This window comes from Actinoplanes lobatus (assembly GCF_014205215.1).
Classification (GTDB): Bacteria; Actinomycetota; Actinomycetes; order Mycobacteriales; family Micromonosporaceae; genus Actinoplanes; species Actinoplanes lobatus.
On record NZ_JACHNC010000001.1, the window covers coordinates 7,890,112 to 7,907,647 of the forward strand.

Consider the following 17,536-nt stretch of genomic DNA (forward strand, 5'->3'; position numbering starts at 1 on the left):
CTCAGCCTCCGATCAGGACCGTGAACAGACCGGCCACCACGGGCGCCCCGCAGCCGGAGAGGTCGCCGACCCGGACGGCGCCGCGGCCGCCGATCAGCACGGTGGCGCTGCCCTTGGTGAACGGCGACGGTGGATGCGGCCCGGCCGGTGGCGGCATCGCGCAGGTGTGCGTGTCGCCCATGACGGCGGCCGGTGTTCCGCCGATCAGGACGGTCGCCACGCCGGGACCGGCGATGACGCCGGGGTGTCCGGTCGGGTCGAGGATCCGCGCGGCAGGGGGCATGGCGTTCTCCGTCGCTTCTCGGGCAGTTAGTTGATCTTGACGAGGGTGCCGGTCACGTTGCAGACGCCGGACGATTTCAGGGTCGCGGTGGCGGTGCCGTTGATCTCGACGGTCGCCCCTTCGAGGCTGATCTTGGGAGCCTTGATCGAGATCGAGGCGGCGGCCTGGAGGGTCACCGCCTGGCTCGCGTTGTCGAGGCTGACCTTGACCGTGCCGGCCAGGTTCGTCAGCACGATGCCGGCCGGATCCATGGTCACCTTCTGGCCGGTGGAGGTGGTGATGGTGACCGTCTGTTCGAGATCGTCGAGCTTGATCTCGTGGCCGGCGCCGGCGGTCACCCCGCTCGCGAGCAGGCGGGTGGTGAGCGCGGTCAGCGGATCGCTCACCGGGATGCTGTCCTGGCGGTTCCAGAGACCACCGAGGACGTACGCGTCGGTGACGTCCCCGCCCGCGAAGGCGAGCAGCACCTCGTCGTCGATCCTCGGCACGTAGAACAGCCCGGCGCCACTGCCCGCCCCGGGAGCGCACAGTCGCGCCCACAGGGTGCGCTCCAGCGCCGGCACCCGGACCAGGATCTTGCCCTCCATCAGGGTGTCCACGTTGTTGCTGACCACCCCCACGGCGACGGTGAGCCCCGGCGCGGCCGCGGTCGCCGGCCCGGCCTGCTCGAACAGCCCTGTCATGTGTGCTCCTTAACCGATCCGCTGCCCGTTGACGCGGGCCAGCCCGCCCAGGCCCCGGGGTGTGGGTATGCCGCCGAACCAGATCTCCTTGCGGGTCTCGAAGCTGGTGCGGAAGCCGCCGCCGTCGATGGTGTGGGTGGCCGAGGTGATCCGGTACAGGCCGCTGAACTGCTCCCCCAGCCCTTGCAGGTCGATCACCCGGCCGGCTTTGATCGAGAGGTTCCCGACGGCGCTTCCGCTGCCGGTGAGCCGGTTGTTGAGGCGCGGCAACAGCTCCGACAGCAGCGTCTTCGGCGCCAGGGCCGGCCCGCCGCCGGAGACGGTCAGCACGTCACGCGAGCGCGGCCCGAGCTCGGGGTCGACGAACTCGTCGAGGCCCGGGAAGATCTGCAGGTCGAAGGCGGCCCGGTCGAAGTCCCAGCCGAGCTGCACGACGATCTCGGTCTTGATCGCGGCGATCCAGATCCGGCACTGCACCGCGGCGACCTGCCCGACGGTGGTCAGCCGCGGGGTGTAGTCGATCAGCGACCGGCCCCAGGCCAGTTGTACGGCCGGTTCGAGGTCGCTCAGCGGGAACCGGAAACGCAGCACCGACCCCTGCGGCTGCCGGGTGTGGTCGATGGAGAAATCCCAGCCGTTGTCCTTGGCCACCGTGGCGAGGAAGTCGAAGTCGGACTGCTCGTTCTGCACCCGGACACCGCGTTTGGCCTGGTCGGCGTCGATCGCGTAGGCCGCCAGCAGCAGGAAGAACGACAGTGCCGCCCCGACCGGGTCGGGTTCGGGGATGAGCAGGCCGGTGGCCGCGACCAGCGACACCACCGCCGGGTCGGGCAACGGGAACTGGCCGATCGTCGGGATGTCGAGCATGAAGCTGCGGTTGCGGGTGCCGGTGGTGAGCCGGTGCAGGAAGTCGTGCGCCACGATGGTCAGCCGGGGCATGCCGCCGTCCGGGAACGAGGCGGTGATGCCGGTGATCTCGCCGGTGAACACCTTCTCCAGGGGGTCCGGCGCGTAGCCGAGGGCCAGGGTGAGCCCGTTGTCGGTCTGCAACAGCGGGTGGTCCAGCCAGCGCAGATCCTGGTTGGCGACGGTGATCTCGACCCGGTCGGCGCCCTGGATGCCATCGGTGTAGCTGATCCGGCTCACGCAGCCGCGCAGAGCCGGCGGGATCTCGCGGCCGTCGATCTCGATGCGGAACTCCGGGGCGTACGACGGGAATCGCGCCATCAGCTCACCACCTCCCCGGTCTGCGGGCTGTGGAACGGCAGCGACGGGATCCGCAGTCGCCGCCCGGCGTGCAGGTCGCGCGGGTCGGTCATGTCGTTGGCCAGCGCGATCGGCCGCCACTGCCGGGGGTCGGTGTAGTAGCGCGCGGCGATCGACGCGAGGGTCTCGCCCTCGGCGACCATGTGGACCTTGCTGAAGTCGGCGGTCTGCCGGTCCACGGCCCGGGCTTCCTTCTCCGGGTCCAGGTAGCGGCTGAAACTCGCCGTGACCCGGGCCCGGACCGGGACGCCGCTGTCGGCGAACATCTGGAACCGCTGGGTCGCCTTGGCCAGCACGCACGGGAATTCCAGGCTGCCCCAGCGCACCGTCAGGACCGGGGGCGCGTGCAGGTCACGGTCGATCTCCAGGAGTTTCAGGAACGGGGCCATGACCTCGCGTACGTCCTGTTTGTCGGCGCTGTCGCTGTCCCAAGTGTCGAAGAACAGCTCCATGTCGAGGGTCTGCTGGTTGCCGTTGGCGAACTGCAACAGCGGCCCGGACAGGCCGGGGATGGTCTGCGAGGCGAACGTGTTGTCGTGGTTGACGGTGTATTCCTCCGGGTTGAACGGCAGGAGGATCTCGGCGCCGGTGTGCTCGACCGTCACGTGGAGCTTGGCCTGGGCCATCGTCGTCGCCTCCCCTCAGAACGCCCGGCCGAACCGCTCGCGGTGGGCGATCAGCCGCTGGTCCAGCCGGTCCACGATGCGGTCGGTGAGCCGGTCCAGGTCCGGCACGGCGACCTCGGCGGGCTTTTCGGGAACAGAGCGCGCCGGTACGTCGTGGATCGCCCTGGTGGAGGTCATTGCCGCCGGTTGCCGGTGTGATTCCACCCGGTGCCGGTGGATCACCTGACCGGTCGTTGCCGTCCGTATCTCGGTCCGGCGCCGGGTGTGGGTGTGTGCCCGGCGTTCCGTCGTCGCCGTGGTCGTGGTCGTGGTGGTCCGCTCGGTCCGCGACACCGTGGCCCGCAGCATCTCGCGGCGAAGCACCGCACGGTGCGATGTCGTGCTGCTCGCCGTCGACCTCAGCAGCCGCAGGACGTCGCGCCCCACCGGAGCCCGGCCGGCCGGCGGCGGCACCCGGCTCGCCGTGACCCGCGTCGTCGTCACCGACCGGCGGCTGACGGGCGCGGTGATCCTGGTGACCCGGAGGAAGAGGCCGACGTGCCGGTGGACGACGGTGTGACCGGCGGGCCGCCAGGGCAGCAGGAAGGCCCGCCGGGCGAACGGCGTGCGTCCCTCCCGCCGCGACCAGCGACGGGACACGGCCAGCATCGGGTGCCCGATCACGTGGCGCTCCCCTCGTTCATCCGTTCGTTGATCGCCGAGATCTCCGCCACCCAGCGGCGGCGGTCGGCGTGTTCCAGGTCGAGGACGGTCTCCGGCGGCCAGTGGAAGTGGTACGCGATGAAGGCCACCTCCTCGTAGATCACACGGAGGGGGTAGCCGAGGATTCCCCCGGCTCGCTCACCGCCAGCGAGAACTGGTGGTCGCACTGCGGGCACGCCGCCTGGAGGGCCGCCGACCCGTGCCGGTTGAACCGGTTGTAGAACTCCTGCAGATAGGCGAGGTCGGCCGCGTACAGGCCCTCGATCAGCTTGGGGTTGATGTGCGGCACCGTGCCCAGGTTGGTGATCACCCGGGACAGGATGATGACGATCAGGTACGCCTCGTTCTGCTGCACCCGCGGATCGCGCAGCGGCAGGATCTCGTCGGCCGCCGTGGCCATCCGCATCATCCCGGTCCGGTGCAGCGTGCCGGCCTCGTCGACGTAGCCGACCGGCAGCACGAACTCGCATTCGGTGCGGATCATCGTCAGGCCCTCTCCAGGAATTCGCAGACCAGTTCCAGGCTCTCGATGGCCACGTCGTTGCTCTTGGCCACCATGTCGCCGGGCCGGTACATGCGCGGCCAGGCGTTCTCGAAGTTCCAGCGCGCCCGCTCGGTGCCGGTCTGGTCCTGGAGGATGATGCTGCCGTCGCGGCGCTGCACGATCCCCCGGGCGACGTCACGGAACCAGTCGTAGAGCTCCCGCGAGTCGGTCAGCCCCCACTTGAGCGTGATGTTGGGATAGGTCACCTGGCCCGGCAGCTTGCGCGGGGTGACATGGCCGCCCTCCTGGTACTCGGCCACGGCGATGTCCACGCCCATGCCGGTGACCTCGGTGAAGCCGGCCTGCTCGATGCCGTCGATCTCCAGGATGAAGTTGCTGTTGCGGAATGGGTCCTTGCGGACTCCGGTGGCCATGCGCCGACCTCCTCGAATCAGGCAGCGGGTATCTCAGCGAACTGGGCGATCCGGAAGATCACGAACTCGGCCGGTTTGACCGGTGCGACACCGATCTCGGTGACGACCATGCCGGCGTCGCGGACGTCCGGCGGGTTGGTGGACTCGTCGCAGCGTACGAAGAAGGCCTGCTCGGGCTGGGTGCCGAAGAGCGCGCCGTCGCGCCAGACCCGGGTCAGGAAGGCCGTCACGCTGCGGGTGATGGTGGCCCACAGCGGGTTGCTGTTGGGTTCGAAGACCGCGTTCTGGGTGCCCTCGTCGATCGACTCGCGCAGGAAGTTCATCAGGCGGCGCACGTTGATGTATTCGATCCGGCCCGCCGTCCCGCTGCCCAGCGTGCGCGCGCCCCAGACCAGGATCGAGCCGTTGAGCCGCCGGATCACGTTGATGCCCTGCTTGTTCACCAGGGCCTGCTCGTTCTTCGACGTCTGGTACTGCAGGCCGAGCGCACCGCGCAGCGGCACGTTGGCGGGCGCCTTGTGCACCCCGCGGGTCGCGTCGACGCGGGCGTAGACCCCGGCCATCAGACCGCTCGGCGGAATGAAGATCAGATCGCCGGTGATCGGGTCCGACACCTGGACGAACGGGAAGTACATCGCCGCATAGTCGCTGGTGCTGGCGAGGGTTCCCTTGATGTCGGCGACCGTGACGGTGGTCGCCTGCTGGCCGTCGAGGATCGCGAACCGGTCCTGTAGGGAGGCCTGGTCGCAGTGCTCGATGAGGGCGAGCTGCACCGCGGCGTCGAGCGCGCCCGGCGCCGCCACGATCGCGATCTCGTCGATCGCCTCGAACGCGACGAGGACCTCCTTGACCTCGTTGTCGTCGTCGAGGTCGGCGACCCGGGCGACCCAGCACGCCGATCCGCCGTTGTTGAAGAACCCGTAGACCGAGTGGGCGAGCGTGCCGTTGCCGGCCTGGAAGTCACCGAAGTGGCGTTTGAACTGGTCGAAGTTGGTGACCAGCACCGGCTCGTGCATGGCGGCCACCACGTAGTCGCCGCTGCCGTCCGGCAGCTCCGGCATCGTCACGTTGTCGGCGACCTCACCGATGAGTCCTGCGGTGCTCGTGCCGACGCCGACGATGGTCGGAGTGATCGGTTGTTCCTCCACATAGACGCCGGGCGCGGCGTAGTCGGGCATCGGGGGCTCCTTTCTCAGGGCGTTCGCTTCTCAGGGCGTCAGGGTGAAGTCGAAGGCCGTCGGGGTGCCGCCGGGGACGGTGACGGTGCGCTGCCCGTCGCTGAAACCGGCCGCGGTGACGTGCAGTTCGTGCTGGCCGTCGCCGACACCGGTGAAGACGAAACCGCCTTCGGCGCCGGTACGGACGGTCCGGCGCCCGTCCAGGGTCACCGTCGCGCCGTCGACCGGGGCGTTGCCGGCCGCCGCCCGCACCCGGCCGCCGATCGCGTTGCGGGGTACGGCGTCGAGCAGCACCCGGCTGGTCTCCACCGGCGGGCCGAGGGCCACACCGTCCTGGAGGTCGAGGGCGACCGTGACGGTCAGGTGGAACGCCGACCGGGGCGGCACCCCGAGCGCGCTCCAGAACTCGCCGAGGCTGCGCGAGTCGTCGGCCTGCCCGACCCAGGTCTGCACCGGGAACGGCTGGCCGGTCATCGAGTTGCGCAGGTAGCCGGGCGGGATCAGCGGGAACTTGGTGAGCTTGGCGAGGGCGGCGGCCAGCAGCCGGTGCTCGTCGCGTACCGCGGCCGCCCGGGCGCCCTCGGACCAGGCGGTCAGCAGATAGTCGCAGTCGACGCGCAGGGGCGGGGTACGCCGTACGAACTGTCCCGCCACCACCTCCACGATCGGCACCGGATCGCGCAGCACCCGGTTCTCGTGCACCCCGAACAGGAACAGGTTGAGGGTGTCCCCGGTGAACGTGAACGACTTGTCGGGCGTGTCGAAGGCGATGTCCACGTCGGTCAGCGCCGGTGCCACGGTGGTGTCCTCCAGCAGCGCCTTCAGGGTGAGATCCAGATCCTGGAACACGGCCGTCACCCCGCGACCGGGTGCTCGCCGGCGTCGAACATCCGGCCGATCTTGAGATGTTCGTCGTGGGTGGCCCGGATCAGGTGACCCATCCCGATCCGGCCGCCGTTGGCGCTGGCCAGGTAGGCCGCCGACAGCACGATGTTCTTGATGTTGCCGCCGGAGAGCCGGAACCGCCGGGCCAGGAGATCGAAGTCGACCGTGTCGGCGACCGGCGCCGTGTCCGGCAGGAACCGTCGCCACATCCGCTCCCGGTCGCCCTGTCCGGGCATGGGGAACTCCACGACGAACTGCAACCGGCGCAGGAACGCGTCGTCGAGGTTCTCGCGCAGGTTGGTGGCCAGGATCGCCACGCCGTCGTAGCGTTCCATCCGCCGCAGCAGGTAGGCGACCTCCAGGTTGGCGTACCGGTCGTGGGCGTCGTGCACCTCGGAGCGCTTGCCGAAGATCGCGTCCGCCTCGTCGAAGAACAGCACGGCGCCGGCCGACTCGGCGGCCGCGAAGATCCGTTCCAGGTTCTTCTCGGTCTCGCCGATGTACTTGCTGACCACACCGGCGAGATCGATCTCGTAAAGATCGAGATCAAGTTCGGCGGCGATCACCCCGGCCGCCATCGTCTTGCCGGTTCCGGACGGGCCGGTGAAAAGAGCGGAAACCCCCCGGCCGTACGGCAGGAGCCGCCCGAAACCCCATTCGTCCAGCACCCGCCGCCGGTGCGCGACCCGCTGGGTCAGCTCCCGCAGTCGCCGCACCGGCTCCGGCGGCAGGACCAGGTCGTCCCACCCGAACGTCGACGGCACCCGGAACGCCAGCTCGCTCAGCTCCCGCCCGGACCGGGCATGACCGCGGTCCGCCGACGCGAACGGCACCACGGCGACACCGTCCCCGGGCGGCTCGGGCCACCACGAGCCGGTGCCGGACAGCACCACCGGCGTCCGGGCGGCGGCCACCGCACGGCTCATCGCGGGTGCCGGCTGCACGCCGGTGAGCAGCAGGGCCGTACGCCGGAACCACGCCTCCCGCAACGCCACCCGGACCACCTCCCCGGTCGGCACCGGACCGTTCGCGGCCTGCTCCAGATCCACGGTGAGCAGCGGCAGCCCGAGGCCGGCGGCCAGCGCTCCGGCGGCCTCGGCCTGCCCGGTCCCGGGCGCACCCCGCAGGTAGATCCGGGGCGCGGGGCCGGTGAACCGGGCGAGCGGATGCCCCGCCACCGGCGTGCCGTCGGCCAGCTCGGCGCAGCCGGCCAGCCGCGAGTCCAGCGCCGACTCCCCGATCAGCAGCCGCAGCACCTGCTCGTCGGCGCGGATCGCGTGGGCCGGCAGCGGTTCCGGCTCACCGGCCACCGTGACGAGTCGGTGCGCGAGCAGTGGGGCGTCGGCCGCGAACCGGCGGCGGGCGGCGATCCGCTCGGCCGCCGAACCGCACAGCAGGTTCAGGGCGAGGTCGACGGTCGGACGGCGCCTGCGGCTGTCGTCGTGCAGGTAGGCGTACACCCGCTCGTATCGCAGGTCCAGGTCCGAGGCGACCGCGAGCACCAGCACGTCCACGTCGAAGCCGGTCAGCTCGAAGGTCTCGGCCAGCCAGGCCAGCAGCGGCCCCGGCTCGCCGCGCGCCGTCACGGGCGACGGCGGCAGAAGTGGCTCGCGCGGCAGCCGGCCGGCGTCACCGTCCCGGCCGGTGGCCCCGGCCCGGTCCACGGCCGCCATCAGCAGCGTGTCCAGACGTGCCAGCACGGGAAGCAGGTCCAGTCCCGGCCCGGCGGACGGTGGCATCGACATGGTCGCGTCCCTCCCGTCCGCCGTGGCCGTCACCGGACCCCATTGAAGGACCGGCCCGGCCGGCGGCACATCAGGGTGTTCCCTGCGGCCCGCATGGTCGCCGGGCCCTGCCGCCCTAGGGATTTCCCGGTGGTGTGAGCCGTTCGAGGAGAACCTCGGTGGTACGCCGCCGCTGCACCGCCACCACCCCGCAGTCACGCAGCCGGGTGTCGAAGGCCCGCCAGACGACCTCGGCGCCCGCCGGCTCCACCCGCAACGTCAATTCGAGGATGTCCGGGCCGCCGTCGGCCATCCACCAGCCGGCGGCGATCCGGTGCCCCTGCCAGAACACCGGCCAGCACCGCCGCACCCGGACCGGCCCCACGCCGGTGAGACCGTCCAGACGCACCACGCCGCCGCACTCGGCGAGGAACTCCCGCTGCACCCCGGTGAGCACCAGCTCGTGCGGTGGCGCCGCCGCCGGCCGGGGGGCGTCGAGCGAGGCGACCAGAACCCGGTCGACGGCCCAGTCCTCCTCCACCCGCAACCGCAGGTCACCGGCCTGCCCCAGGGCCAGCCAGCGCGCGGTGAGCAGGCTGCGGCGGCCCGGTCTCAGCTTCACCGTGGACACGCCGGCTCCGGCCCCGGGTTGCCGGGCGCGCAGGATGACGCCCCGCTCGTACAGCGGCAGGTGGCCGACTGCGCCGGCGCGGTCCTCCCAGAACCGGACCGTCCACTCGTCACCGGTGGGCCGCACCGGCAGCCCGGCGGCGGCCTGCCGGGCGTCCTCCCCCGTCAGCGCCACCTTGAGCTGCACAGCGTCGAGCCGGTGCATACGCCTCACCCAAACGGGCGAGCCGACCGGACCGCTACGGTAGGAACCCGCGATCGCGGTGACACTTTCGTGACAGCGGGGCTCCGGCCGCTGTGCCGCGGCGCACGATGGAGGTTCGACAGCGGGAGCGGACGCTGGGGGCCGCGATGATCGGCGAGTCAGGTAGCCACACCCTCACCGCCCCGGTCACGGCCGAACCGATCGGACGCGACCGGGAACGCCGCCTGCTCGACGCGGTGCTCTACGCCGTCACTCGCCGCAGCACCACCCTCGCGCTCTGGGGCGATCCGGGGATCGGGAAGACGGTGCTGCTCGACTACGTCGCCGACCGGGCCGGGATGCCGGTGCTGCGGGCGCGCGGGGCGGAGCAGGAGGCGCTGCTGCCGTACGCCGCCCTGGCCGACCTGATGGTGCCCCTGCAACGGCATTTCGGCGCCATCCCACGGGTGCAGCGCGATGCCCTGGAGAGCTGCCTCGCGATCTCCGACGCGGTCAACCCGAACCCGTACGCCGTCTGCGCCGCCGCACTGAGCGTGCTGGCCGCCGCCGCCGAGACGGCCCCCGTCGTCCTGCTCGTCGACGACCTGCACTGGATCGACCCGTCCTCGCGGCGGGTTCTGCTGTTCGTCGCCCGGCGCCTCACCTCGGAGCGGGTCGCCATGGTGCTGACCAGCCGGGACGACGACGATCTGCGCGGCCGCTGCGACGTGCCGGCCGTCGACGTGACAGGGCTGCCGCCGGCCGCCTGCGCGCAACTGCTGCAACGGCACGGGTTCACCCCCGTCGCGGGCGTGCTGGCCGATCTGGTCGACCGTACCGGCGGCAACCCTCTCGCCCTGATCGAGTCCGCCGCCTCGCTGCGTGCCGCCCAGTTGGCCGGGCAGGAACCGATCGGGCACGCTCTCCCGCTCGGCCGGCAACTCGAGAGCACCTGGCTGCCGCGGCTGCAGCAGCTGCCCGACCGGACCCGGGCGGCACTCGCCGTCCTCGACGCCGGCCGGTCACCGGCCACCGGCGATCTGGAACCCGCCCTCGCGGTCCTCGGCCTCACGCTCACCGACCTGGCGCCGGCCGAGGCCGCGGGCGTGGTGGTGCCCTCCGGCGCCGGCTACGAGTTCCGGCATCCGCTGCTGCGCTCCGCCGTGCGGCGGCAGACGCTGCTGCCCGACCGGCTGGCCGCCTACGAGGCCCTGGCCCGGACCACCACCGGCACGGCCCGCGCCTGGTACCGCGCCTCCGCCACGACCGCACCCGACGAGGGAGCCGCCGCGGAGATGGCCGCGGTCGCGGTCGAGGCCCGCCGGCGCAGCGCGTACGACGCCGCCGCCCACGCCTGGCACCGGGCCGCCGAACTGACCCCGCCCTCGGCCGCGCGCGGCGCCCTGCTGTGCAACGCAGCCACCGACGCCCTGCTCGGCGGCATGCTGACCCGGGCCGCCGCGTGGTGCGACGAGGCGCTGACCGCCGTCACCGAACCCGCGGCGCGCGCCGGCGTCGAACGCCTGCGCGGCCGCATCCGCACCTGGCTGGGACGGCCCGCCGCGGCGCACGACGGGCTGATCGCCGCGGCCGAGGCCATCCGCGAGCAGGACCCCGCTCAAGCGTGCCTGCTGCTCAGCGAGGCGGCCCTGCCGGCCGCCATGGACGGTGACGTGCCCCTGTCGGTGCGGTGCGGGCAGCGCGGCGTGTCGCTCGCCGAATCCACCGGGATCCGGTCACCGCACAGCGCGATCGCGTACGGCCAGGCCCTGATCGTCGAAGGACGGATCGCCGAAGGACTCGCCAGCCTCGATCGGGCCGCCGACTTCCTGGCCGCCGCGGATCCGGTCGCCGACCAGCACCTGCTCGCCGTCGTCGGGCAGTCCCTCGGGCACGCCGAACGGCACGGACCGGCCCGGCGGATGGTGACCATGGTGGTCGACGCGGCACGCCGGCACGCCGCCCCGGCCGTGCTGCCGATCGCCCTGAGCGCCCGCAGCGAGTTCGAATGCTGGGCCGGCCGGTGGGCGGCCGCGGAGGCCGACGCCACCGAGTCACTGCGCTGGGCCGAAGAACTGGGGCAGCCCGGCGTCCTCGGTTACGCCCTCGCCTGCCTGGCACGGATCGAGGCGCTGCGCGGCAACCCGGCCCGCTGCGAGGACCACATCACCCGCGCCCGGCAGGATGTCGGACCGTACAGTGTGGCCTGTCTCGACGTCTATTTCACCGCCGTCCTCGGCCTGTCCGCGCTGAGCCTCGGCGAGTACGAGACCGCCATGACCCAGCTGCGCCAGACCTTCGACCTCGCGACCCGGCAGGGCGTGGGCAACCCGCGCATCGTCCCGTTCGCGGCCGACCTCATCGAGGCGTCCATCCGCGCCGGGCACCCCGGCGAGGCCGAACAGCCGATCGGCTGGCTGGAGCGTGCCGCCGAACGCAGCGGCCAGAGCTGGGCGGCCGCCGTGCTGGCCCGCAGCCGGGGAATGCTCGCCCCGACCGCAGGAAAGGCCGAGAGGTGGTTCGACGAGGCCGACCGCCTGCACAGCGCGCAGGACTATCCGTTCGAGCGGGCCCGCACCCTGCTCTGCCGCGGTGAGGCGTTCCGCCGGTTCCGCCGGCCCTCCGCGGCCCGGCCTCCACTGTCCGCCGCGCATGCCGGCTTCCAGTCGCTGGGCGCCACCGCCTGGGCCCGGCGGTCGGCGGCCGAGCTGGCGGCGGCCGGGCAGCCCACCGCGGTAGCGGTGATCAGCCTGGACGCGCTCACCCCGCAGGAGGTGCAGGTCGCGCGTTCGGTGGCGCGCGGCATGAACAACGCCGAGGCGGCCGGCGCCCTGTTCCTGTCCCGCAAGACCGTCGAGGCGCACCTCACCCACATCTACCGCAAGCTCGGCGTCCGCTCCCGCACCGACCTGACCAGGGCGCTGGTGTCGGCGGGACTCGCCGAATAGGAGGTGCCGACGATGGCCGAACCGGCCCGGGCCGAGCGGACGGTCCCGCCACGAGCAGGCGCGGGCCGGCCGTTGGACGCCGCCACCCGGGCCGAGATGGAGGAGCGTTTCGGCCACGACTTCAGCCGGGTACGCGTCCACACCGGCGAGACCGCCGGAGCACAGGCGGTCACGGTGGGTGACGACATCGTCTTCGAACCGGGCCGGTACGCGCCGGACCGGGTGCGGGGCCGGTGGCTGCTGGCACACGAGCTCGCCCACGTCGTCCAGTCCGACCCGCAACGCCCTCCCACGGCGACGGCAGCCACCGCGGAGACCGACGCGGGCCGGGCCGCCGCGGCCGTGATCTCCACGCACGGCCCGGTGCCGGTCGAGGCCTCCGTGGTGCCGGGAACCCCGCTGCGGCAGGAACCCGGGGAGGCTCCGCCCGGGGAACCGGAGGCCGGGGAGCTTCCGTACCGCCGCCGGTTGCACCTGCTCGACCAGGACCTGCTCATGCCGTCGGGCATCCCCACCGGGCCGCCGCACGAGTTGCGGCTCACCTACTTCGGCGACCCGGAGGTGGACGAGGCCGTCGGCGTGCTGCTGCTCGCGCTCGACCCGATGATCGGCGCACCGGTGGCCGGCAAGGAGTGGGACGACACCTGGCGCAAGGTCGTCCGGCAGGTCAACGATCCGGAACTGCGGCCCCGCGGCGCCCCGGCCCTGCTCTACGACCAGACGGCCGTCCGGGTGCTGCGCGCACTCACCCCGGCCGGCAAGCCGGACGAGGTCAAGGCGGAGGCCCTGCGCCGCAAGGAACTGGTCCTGCAACGTGTCCTCACCGTGCTGCTCACCGGCACCGAACGGCGGCTGGAAACGTACGCCGGCGCGGCCGGAGACCCCGAGACGGAGTGGACCGGCACCTTCACCGATGCGACGCGCCGGAGTTTCGCCGGAGTCAAGGACGCCGACCGGTTGGCCATGTACCGGTCGATCCGGCTGCTGGTGATCCAGGCGTTCGGCGGCCTGGCCGACGGAACCGCCGTCGCGTTCGCCCGGCTCAACGCGTACTGCGCGAAACTCAGGACGGTCACGTTCCTCGGCCGGGAGGTGCGGGTGCACGAGGAGCTGGGCACGCGGCTCGCCCTGGCGGAGAAGCGCCTGCCCCCGGCGGATCTGCCGGACGTACGGAGGGCGGTGACGTCGATCCAGGGCGCCAACATACGGACCAACACCAACAATCCGTTGGCACTGTCGGAGCACGGTTTCGGTGGCGCCGTCGACATCAACCCGCTGACGAATCCGAACGTGCCGGACTTCCCGGCCCGTTTCATCGAGGACGTCACCGGCGAATCGCTGAGCATGACGCCGGAAGGCCGCAAGAAGAAGGACGCCTTCGACCTCGGCGAGTTCGTCGACACGCTGGTCTTCGGCACGAAGGATCCGGCTCTGCGAGAGCTGGAACGGCTACTGAGGACGAGCCGTGAACTCGTGGACGTCTTCCGCGACGACCGCTCCATCGCGGACGGCCTCGTCCGGGTCGCGTACCGCAAGGGAGCCTCGATCGCGGCCGCCACCGCACCGGCTCACCTGCTGGCCACGGCACGGGCGGCCCGCGCCGAAGGGCAGCCCCGCTGGCGCTACTCCGACCCCGAACTGAAAGTGCCCCGTAAGAAGCCGTACGGCACGGCACACGACCACCTCGCCGACCTGCTCTACCCCCACGGGCCCGGGGCTTTCCTGCCCGAGCCGCTGGACGTGTGGGAGGACCACCGCCGGACCATCGAGCTGATCATCCGGATGGTCGACGTCTACGAGCGGTCCTTCCTCCCACCGAAAGGCGGAAAGAACAAGAAGACAGCCGTCCCGGAACGCACACCGGCCAGCGCCCGTGCCCTCCCCGGCGAGAAGGCACTCCCGCAACTGGTCGTGCACGGTTTCCTCGACATCCCGCCGCTGCTGATCCAGGCACTACGCGCACCCGACGGCGGCAACCTCACCTGGCTCGGCGCCAGCGAGCACGGCACCAAGGACTTCATGCACTTCGAACTGCGAAAACGCCCACCCCTGTGGTGACGCCGCTCTACCGGGGCAGCACCGTGAGGACGCGGACGATGTGGTCGCGGAACTCCTGCATGTACGTGGCGAGGAAATCCTCGGTGGTCTTGTCGGTGACCTGGCCGTTGCCGGGGAACAGGTCCGGGGTGAACTTGATGTACGCCTCGGGTGAGGTCATCTGCCGGGTGTTGCAGAAGCTGAGCACCGCGCGCAGGCTCTGCTGTGCCAGTGCGGTGCGGATGTCGCCGATCGACGCGCCGATCACGGCGGCCGGTACGTGGTCGAAGGAGTTCTGGCCCCATGGCCGTGACGCCCAGTCGATGGCGTTCTTCAGGGCGCCGGGGATGGAACGGTTGTACTCCGGTGTCACGAACAGGATGGCCTGAGACCTGCTGATCGCTTCCTTGAGCGCAAGCCCTTCGGGTGGATAGTTCGTGTCGTGGTCCGGGCTGTAGAGCGGCAGATCCCGGATCGGGATCTCGGTGAACTCGAGGTCGTCGGGCGCCAGCCGGATGAGTGCCTTCGACAGCTCCCGGTTGATCGACGTGGACGACAGGCTGCCGACGAAGTATCCGACCTTGTAGCTGGCCATCGAGCTGTGCTCCTTGATAGACGGATCAGGTATCGCGGCGGCCGAGTGCCTGCCACCACTGCGCCCGCCCGGGCGGAGGCCATAGCCGTACGCCTCCAGCGTCCTGCCGTCGGCGAAAGGACGTCGGGCACCATGGCTGCCGGACGCCGGCCACATCAGGGGCCGTTACCGTCGACTGCCGCGAGGGCGCTCATGACCAGGCTAAACCTCGCCAGCCGCCGGGACCGGACAACGCCCGAACGTGACCGGAGCGCGCCTTCGGCATCGCCGAGGGCGCGCTCACCATGGTCAGCCCTCGACGGCCGCGGCGGGCGGGGTCCTGCTGCGCGACGCCCGCACCGCTCTCGACGCGGTCGCCGCCGCCGCTCGCCGTACCGTGCGGGCCGGCAGCCGGTCGCCGCGGCTGCGGGTGGCGCTCAAGGCCGACGTCGACGGCGGCCTGCTGCCACGGATCCTCGACGCGTACGCCGCTGACGCCGCCGCCCTGCCGACGGAGCTGGTGCTCGGCGGATTCGGCGAACAGGCGCAGACGCTGCGCGACGGCCGTGCCGACGTGGCCCTGGTGTTGTGCCCCTTCGACGACCGTGGCCTGGACAGTGAGCCGCTGTTGTCCGAGCCGCTGCTGGCCGCGCTCGCAGCGGCCGATCCCCTCGCGGCCCGGACGCGGTTGTGCCGGTCCGACCTGGAGGGCCGCCGCCTCATCGGCGGGCCCGCTTCCTCGTCCGGCGCCGCCAGGCCGGCCTCGAACCTGGCCGAGATCTTCAGCCTGGTCGAGACCGGCAACGTCGTGTTCCTGACGCCCGTCTCGGTGGCCCGCCGCTACCAGCGTCCCGGGATCGCCTACCGCCCCGTCAACGACCTTCCCGACGCCACACTGGCCGCCGCCTGGCCCGAGGACGTACGCTCACCGGCCGTCGCCGCGTTCGTACGCGCCGCCGGCACGGTCGCCGCGATCACTGAATCGTGTCAGCACTCATGGGGCGCGGCCCGACCGGCGCAGCAGCCAGCCGGCGATCGGAGTCACGATCAAGGTGCCGATGATCGCGCTCAGGATCCCGCCCCAGTCGAAGATGTCGTCGTCGCCGATGCCCAGCCCGAGGGTGAAGAGGACGTACCCGGCCAGCGCACCGGCCAGGCCGAGCCCGACCGAGACCAGCCACGACGCCGGTCCGCTCATCTTGCGGAAGGCATCGCCCGGCATGAGCACTCTCGCGATGACGCCGGCGACGAAGCCGAGCAACAGAGCTCCGATCATCTGGCCAGCCTTGTCCCTCCTGGTCAGGTCGGCATCATCCGCAAGGGGTGATCCTTCAGACGGGCCCCCGGCTCAGGCCGACGGCCGGATGTTCTGGTTGAGCCGGAACAGGTTCGCCGGGTCGTAGCGGTCCTTGATCGCCACCAGCCGCTCGTACGTGTCCTTCGGGTAGGACGCCCGGACGCGGTCCTCGCCGGCCTCGCCGGTGAAGTTGACGTACGCCGCGGCATCCGGGCCCAGGACGCCGGTCGCCGCGCGGGCCCACTCGGTCGTGGCCGCAAAGCCGTCGGCATCCGTGGACCGGGCCGCCACGTTCAGGATGAAGTCCTGGTCGCGGGTGCCGAACGCGGTCGCGTCGGCGGGTACCCGGCCCATCGCGCCGCCGAGGTGGTGGATGTGCAACTCCGAGACGGCGTTGGGTGCCTGAGCGTACGCGTCGACGAACCCGCCGATCGTCGTGTCGTCCAGGTCGCCGAAGAACGCCGACCGGAAGTAGTTCCACATGCCGCGCGGGTACAGCGGGTCGAGCATGCTCTGCATCGCCGTGTACGGCGTCGGGCCGAACAGATCGACCACCACGGGCGCCAGTTCCCGGAACGGCCGGGTCGCGGCGTCGCCGGCGTCGGGGTCGCCCGACCACATGCCGAGAACGACGACGACGGGCTTGCCATGTATCTGCTCAGGCAGGAACGGCACCGGCGGCGCGGTGGCCAGGTTGACCGCCACGGTCAATTCGTCCGGTGCGGTGGGCGCGGCCGCGCGGAAACCACGCAGCACGCGTTCCGCGTCCTCGCCTCGATAGAAGACGGGTCCGGCGAAAACTGTCGGACCGACGTCGTGCAACCGGAGCTCGAACGAGGTGACGACGCCGAAATTGCCGCCGCCACCGCGCAGCGCCCACAGCAGGTCGGCGTGCTCGTCCTCGCCGGCGTGCAGGTACCTGCCGTCCGCGGTCACGACGTCCGCGCCGACGAGGTTGTCGCAGGTGAGACCGAATCGGCGGACCAGCCAGCCGATGCCTCCGCCGAGGGCGAAGCCCGCGATTCCCGTCGTGGAGATCAGCCCGCCCGTCACCGCCAGGCCGAAAGCCTGCGTCTCGGCGTCGACGTCACCCCACAGGCATCCGCCCTGCGCCGTGACCGTACGCCGGCCGAGGTCGACGCGGGCGCCCGTCATCGGCGCCAGATCGAGCACGATGCCCCGGTCCACCGTCGAGAAGCCCGGGATGCTGTGCCCGCCGCCGCGGACCGCGAGGGGCAGTCCCTCGCCACGGGCCAACTCCACCGTCTTGAGTACGTCCGCCACCCCGCGACAGCGGACGATGAGAGCCGGTCGCCGGTCGTGGGCGCCGTTCCAGATCGACCGTGCCTCGTCGTAACCCGGGTCACCCGGTTGGATCATCTCGCCGCGCAGGCCCTGCGCCAGCTCATCGAGAGTGGCTTCGCCAAGGACCTCCGCGCCTTTCTGTCTTGTGGTCATCGTGAACTCCTGCCTCGCGATCGGTAGCGCCTCGGCTCTGGAGATTTCGATCCGGAAGTTCGGGATTGGGACATGCCGCCTGTGGCGTGGACAAGACGCTCAAGGGGCTCCGGGCCGCCGTCGTCGTCGCGGCCTGGCCCTGC

Annotated in this window: 17 protein-coding genes; 3 read left to right on the forward strand and 14 right to left on the reverse strand. The window is 71.6% G+C overall.

All coding sequences use genetic code 11. The features are described 5' to 3' along the window. Position 1 precedes the first annotated feature (1 nt). From BJ964_RS36235 to BJ964_RS36290, 12 genes are all read right to left on the reverse strand, one after another. Positions 2 to 283: a PAAR domain-containing protein gene (locus BJ964_RS36235; RefSeq protein WP_188124858.1), complete on the reverse strand. Its 282-nt coding sequence runs from the start codon at positions 281 to 283 to the stop codon at positions 2 to 4. A gap of 26 nt (positions 284 to 309) precedes the next feature. Then, a complete protein-coding gene (locus tag BJ964_RS36240; protein ID WP_188124859.1) occupies positions 310 to 966 on the reverse strand; it encodes a phage baseplate assembly protein V in 657 nt (218 codons plus the stop codon). 9 nt (positions 967 to 975) lie between these two features. Then, a complete protein-coding gene (locus tag BJ964_RS36245) occupies positions 976 to 2,193 on the reverse strand; it encodes a phage late control D family protein (RefSeq protein ID WP_188124860.1) in 1,218 nt (405 codons plus the stop codon). Next, on the reverse strand, positions 2,193 to 2,858 hold the full coding sequence (locus BJ964_RS36250; protein ID WP_188124861.1) for a CIS tube protein: 666 nt from the start codon (positions 2,856 to 2,858) through the stop codon (positions 2,193 to 2,195). Before BJ964_RS36250 ends, BJ964_RS36245 begins: the two co-directional genes overlap by 1 nt. Positions 2,859 to 2,873: 15 nt before the next feature. Then, entirely contained in the window at positions 2,874 to 3,521 is a 648-nt protein-coding gene (locus tag BJ964_RS36255) for a hypothetical protein (RefSeq protein WP_188124862.1), read from the reverse strand. Then, positions 3,518 to 3,664, reverse strand: a complete 147-nt coding sequence (locus tag BJ964_RS36260; protein WP_188127587.1) for a DUF6760 family protein — start codon at positions 3,662 to 3,664, stop codon at positions 3,518 to 3,520. The genes BJ964_RS36255 and BJ964_RS36260 overlap by 4 nt, the downstream gene beginning before the upstream one ends. Further along, complete coding sequence (locus tag BJ964_RS36265; protein ID WP_188124863.1) at positions 3,661 to 4,044, reverse strand: phage tail assembly protein; 384 nt, start codon at positions 4,042 to 4,044, stop codon at positions 3,661 to 3,663. Before BJ964_RS36265 ends, BJ964_RS36260 begins: the two co-directional genes overlap by 4 nt. A 2-nt stretch (positions 4,045 to 4,046) precedes the next feature. Then, complete coding sequence (locus BJ964_RS36270) at positions 4,047 to 4,478, reverse strand: phage tail protein (protein ID WP_188124864.1); 432 nt, start codon at positions 4,476 to 4,478, stop codon at positions 4,047 to 4,049. A gap of 17 nt (positions 4,479 to 4,495) precedes the next feature. Continuing rightward, positions 4,496 to 5,656 (reverse strand): phage tail sheath family protein, encoded by a 1,161-nt coding sequence (locus BJ964_RS36275; RefSeq protein ID WP_188124865.1) that lies wholly within the window; start codon positions 5,654 to 5,656, stop codon positions 4,496 to 4,498. Between the two features lie 30 nt (positions 5,657 to 5,686). After that, positions 5,687 to 6,505 (reverse strand): Pvc16 family protein, encoded by an 819-nt coding sequence (locus BJ964_RS36280; protein WP_188124866.1) that lies wholly within the window; start codon positions 6,503 to 6,505, stop codon positions 5,687 to 5,689. A 5-nt stretch (positions 6,506 to 6,510) separates the two neighbouring features. Continuing rightward, a complete protein-coding gene (locus tag BJ964_RS36285; protein ID WP_188124867.1) occupies positions 6,511 to 8,286 on the reverse strand; it encodes an ATP-binding protein in 1,776 nt (591 codons plus the stop codon). A 115-nt stretch (positions 8,287 to 8,401) separates the two neighbouring features. Continuing rightward, a complete protein-coding gene (locus tag BJ964_RS36290) occupies positions 8,402 to 9,100 on the reverse strand; it encodes a hypothetical protein (protein ID WP_188124868.1) in 699 nt (232 codons plus the stop codon). 107 nt (positions 9,101 to 9,207) lie between these two features. Between BJ964_RS36290 and BJ964_RS36295 the strand changes: the two genes are divergently transcribed. Together BJ964_RS36295 and BJ964_RS36300 are read left to right on the forward strand one after the other, a co-directional pair. Continuing rightward, entirely contained in the window at positions 9,208 to 12,027 is a 2,820-nt protein-coding gene (locus tag BJ964_RS36295) for an AAA family ATPase (RefSeq protein ID WP_203832684.1), read from the forward strand. Between the two features lie 12 nt (positions 12,028 to 12,039). Continuing rightward, positions 12,040 to 14,085 (forward strand): eCIS core domain-containing protein, encoded by a 2,046-nt coding sequence (locus BJ964_RS36300; protein WP_188124869.1) that lies wholly within the window; start codon positions 12,040 to 12,042, stop codon positions 14,083 to 14,085. Positions 14,086 to 14,092: 7 nt separating this feature from the next. Here the strand turns inward: BJ964_RS36300 and BJ964_RS36305 are convergent, their stop codons facing one another. Further along, complete coding sequence (locus tag BJ964_RS36305) at positions 14,093 to 14,659, reverse strand: NADPH-dependent FMN reductase (RefSeq protein WP_188124870.1); 567 nt, start codon at positions 14,657 to 14,659, stop codon at positions 14,093 to 14,095. A 241-nt stretch (positions 14,660 to 14,900) separates the two neighbouring features. On the opposite strand from BJ964_RS36305, the gene BJ964_RS48600 reads away from it, so the two are divergent. Continuing rightward, positions 14,901 to 15,965 (forward strand): LysR substrate-binding domain-containing protein, encoded by a 1,065-nt coding sequence (locus BJ964_RS48600; RefSeq protein ID WP_229806651.1) that lies wholly within the window; start codon positions 14,901 to 14,903, stop codon positions 15,963 to 15,965. A gap of 21 nt (positions 15,966 to 15,986) precedes the next feature. On the opposite strand, the gene BJ964_RS36315 is transcribed toward BJ964_RS48600, so the two are convergent. Continuing rightward, on the reverse strand, positions 15,987 to 17,393 hold the full coding sequence (locus BJ964_RS36315; RefSeq protein ID WP_188124871.1) for an FAD-binding oxidoreductase: 1,407 nt from the start codon (positions 17,391 to 17,393) through the stop codon (positions 15,987 to 15,989). Positions 17,394 to 17,536 lie beyond the last annotated feature (143 nt).

Excerpts from the sequence above, each read along its gene's own strand:
- BJ964_RS36235 (WP_188124858.1), bottom strand. The coding sequence starts at position 283 with ATGCCCCCTGCCGCGCGGATCCTCGACCCGACCGGACACCCCGGCGTC.
- BJ964_RS36240 (WP_188124859.1), bottom strand. The coding sequence starts at position 966 with ATGACAGGGCTGTTCGAGCAGGCCGGGCCGGCGACCGCGGCCGCGCCG.
- BJ964_RS36245 (WP_188124860.1), bottom strand. The coding sequence starts at position 2,193 with ATGGCGCGATTCCCGTCGTACGCCCCGGAGTTCCGCATCGAGATCGAC.
- BJ964_RS36250 (WP_188124861.1), bottom strand. The coding sequence starts at position 2,858 with ATGGCCCAGGCCAAGCTCCACGTGACGGTCGAGCACACCGGCGCCGAG.
- BJ964_RS36265 (WP_188124863.1), bottom strand. The coding sequence starts at position 4,044 with ATGATCCGCACCGAATGCGAGTTCGTGCTGCCGGTCGGCTACGTCGAC.
- BJ964_RS36270 (WP_188124864.1), bottom strand. The coding sequence starts at position 4,478 with ATGGCCACCGGAGTCCGCAAGGACCCATTCCGCAACAGCAACTTCATC.
- BJ964_RS36275 (WP_188124865.1), bottom strand. The coding sequence starts at position 5,656 with ATGCCCGACTACGCCGCGCCCGGCGTCTATGTGGAGGAACAACCGATC.
- BJ964_RS36285 (WP_188124867.1), bottom strand. The coding sequence starts at position 8,286 with ATGTCGATGCCACCGTCCGCCGGGCCGGGACTGGACCTGCTTCCCGTG.
- BJ964_RS36290 (WP_188124868.1), bottom strand. The coding sequence starts at position 9,100 with ATGCACCGGCTCGACGCTGTGCAGCTCAAGGTGGCGCTGACGGGGGAG.
- BJ964_RS36295 (WP_203832684.1), top strand. The coding sequence starts at position 9,208 with ATGGAGGTTCGACAGCGGGAGCGGACGCTGGGGGCCGCGATGATCGGC.
- BJ964_RS36300 (WP_188124869.1), top strand. The coding sequence starts at position 12,040 with ATGGCCGAACCGGCCCGGGCCGAGCGGACGGTCCCGCCACGAGCAGGC.
- BJ964_RS36305 (WP_188124870.1), bottom strand. The coding sequence starts at position 14,659 with ATGGCCAGCTACAAGGTCGGATACTTCGTCGGCAGCCTGTCGTCCACG.
- BJ964_RS36315 (WP_188124871.1), bottom strand. The coding sequence starts at position 17,393 with ATGACCACAAGACAGAAAGGCGCGGAGGTCCTTGGCGAAGCCACTCTC.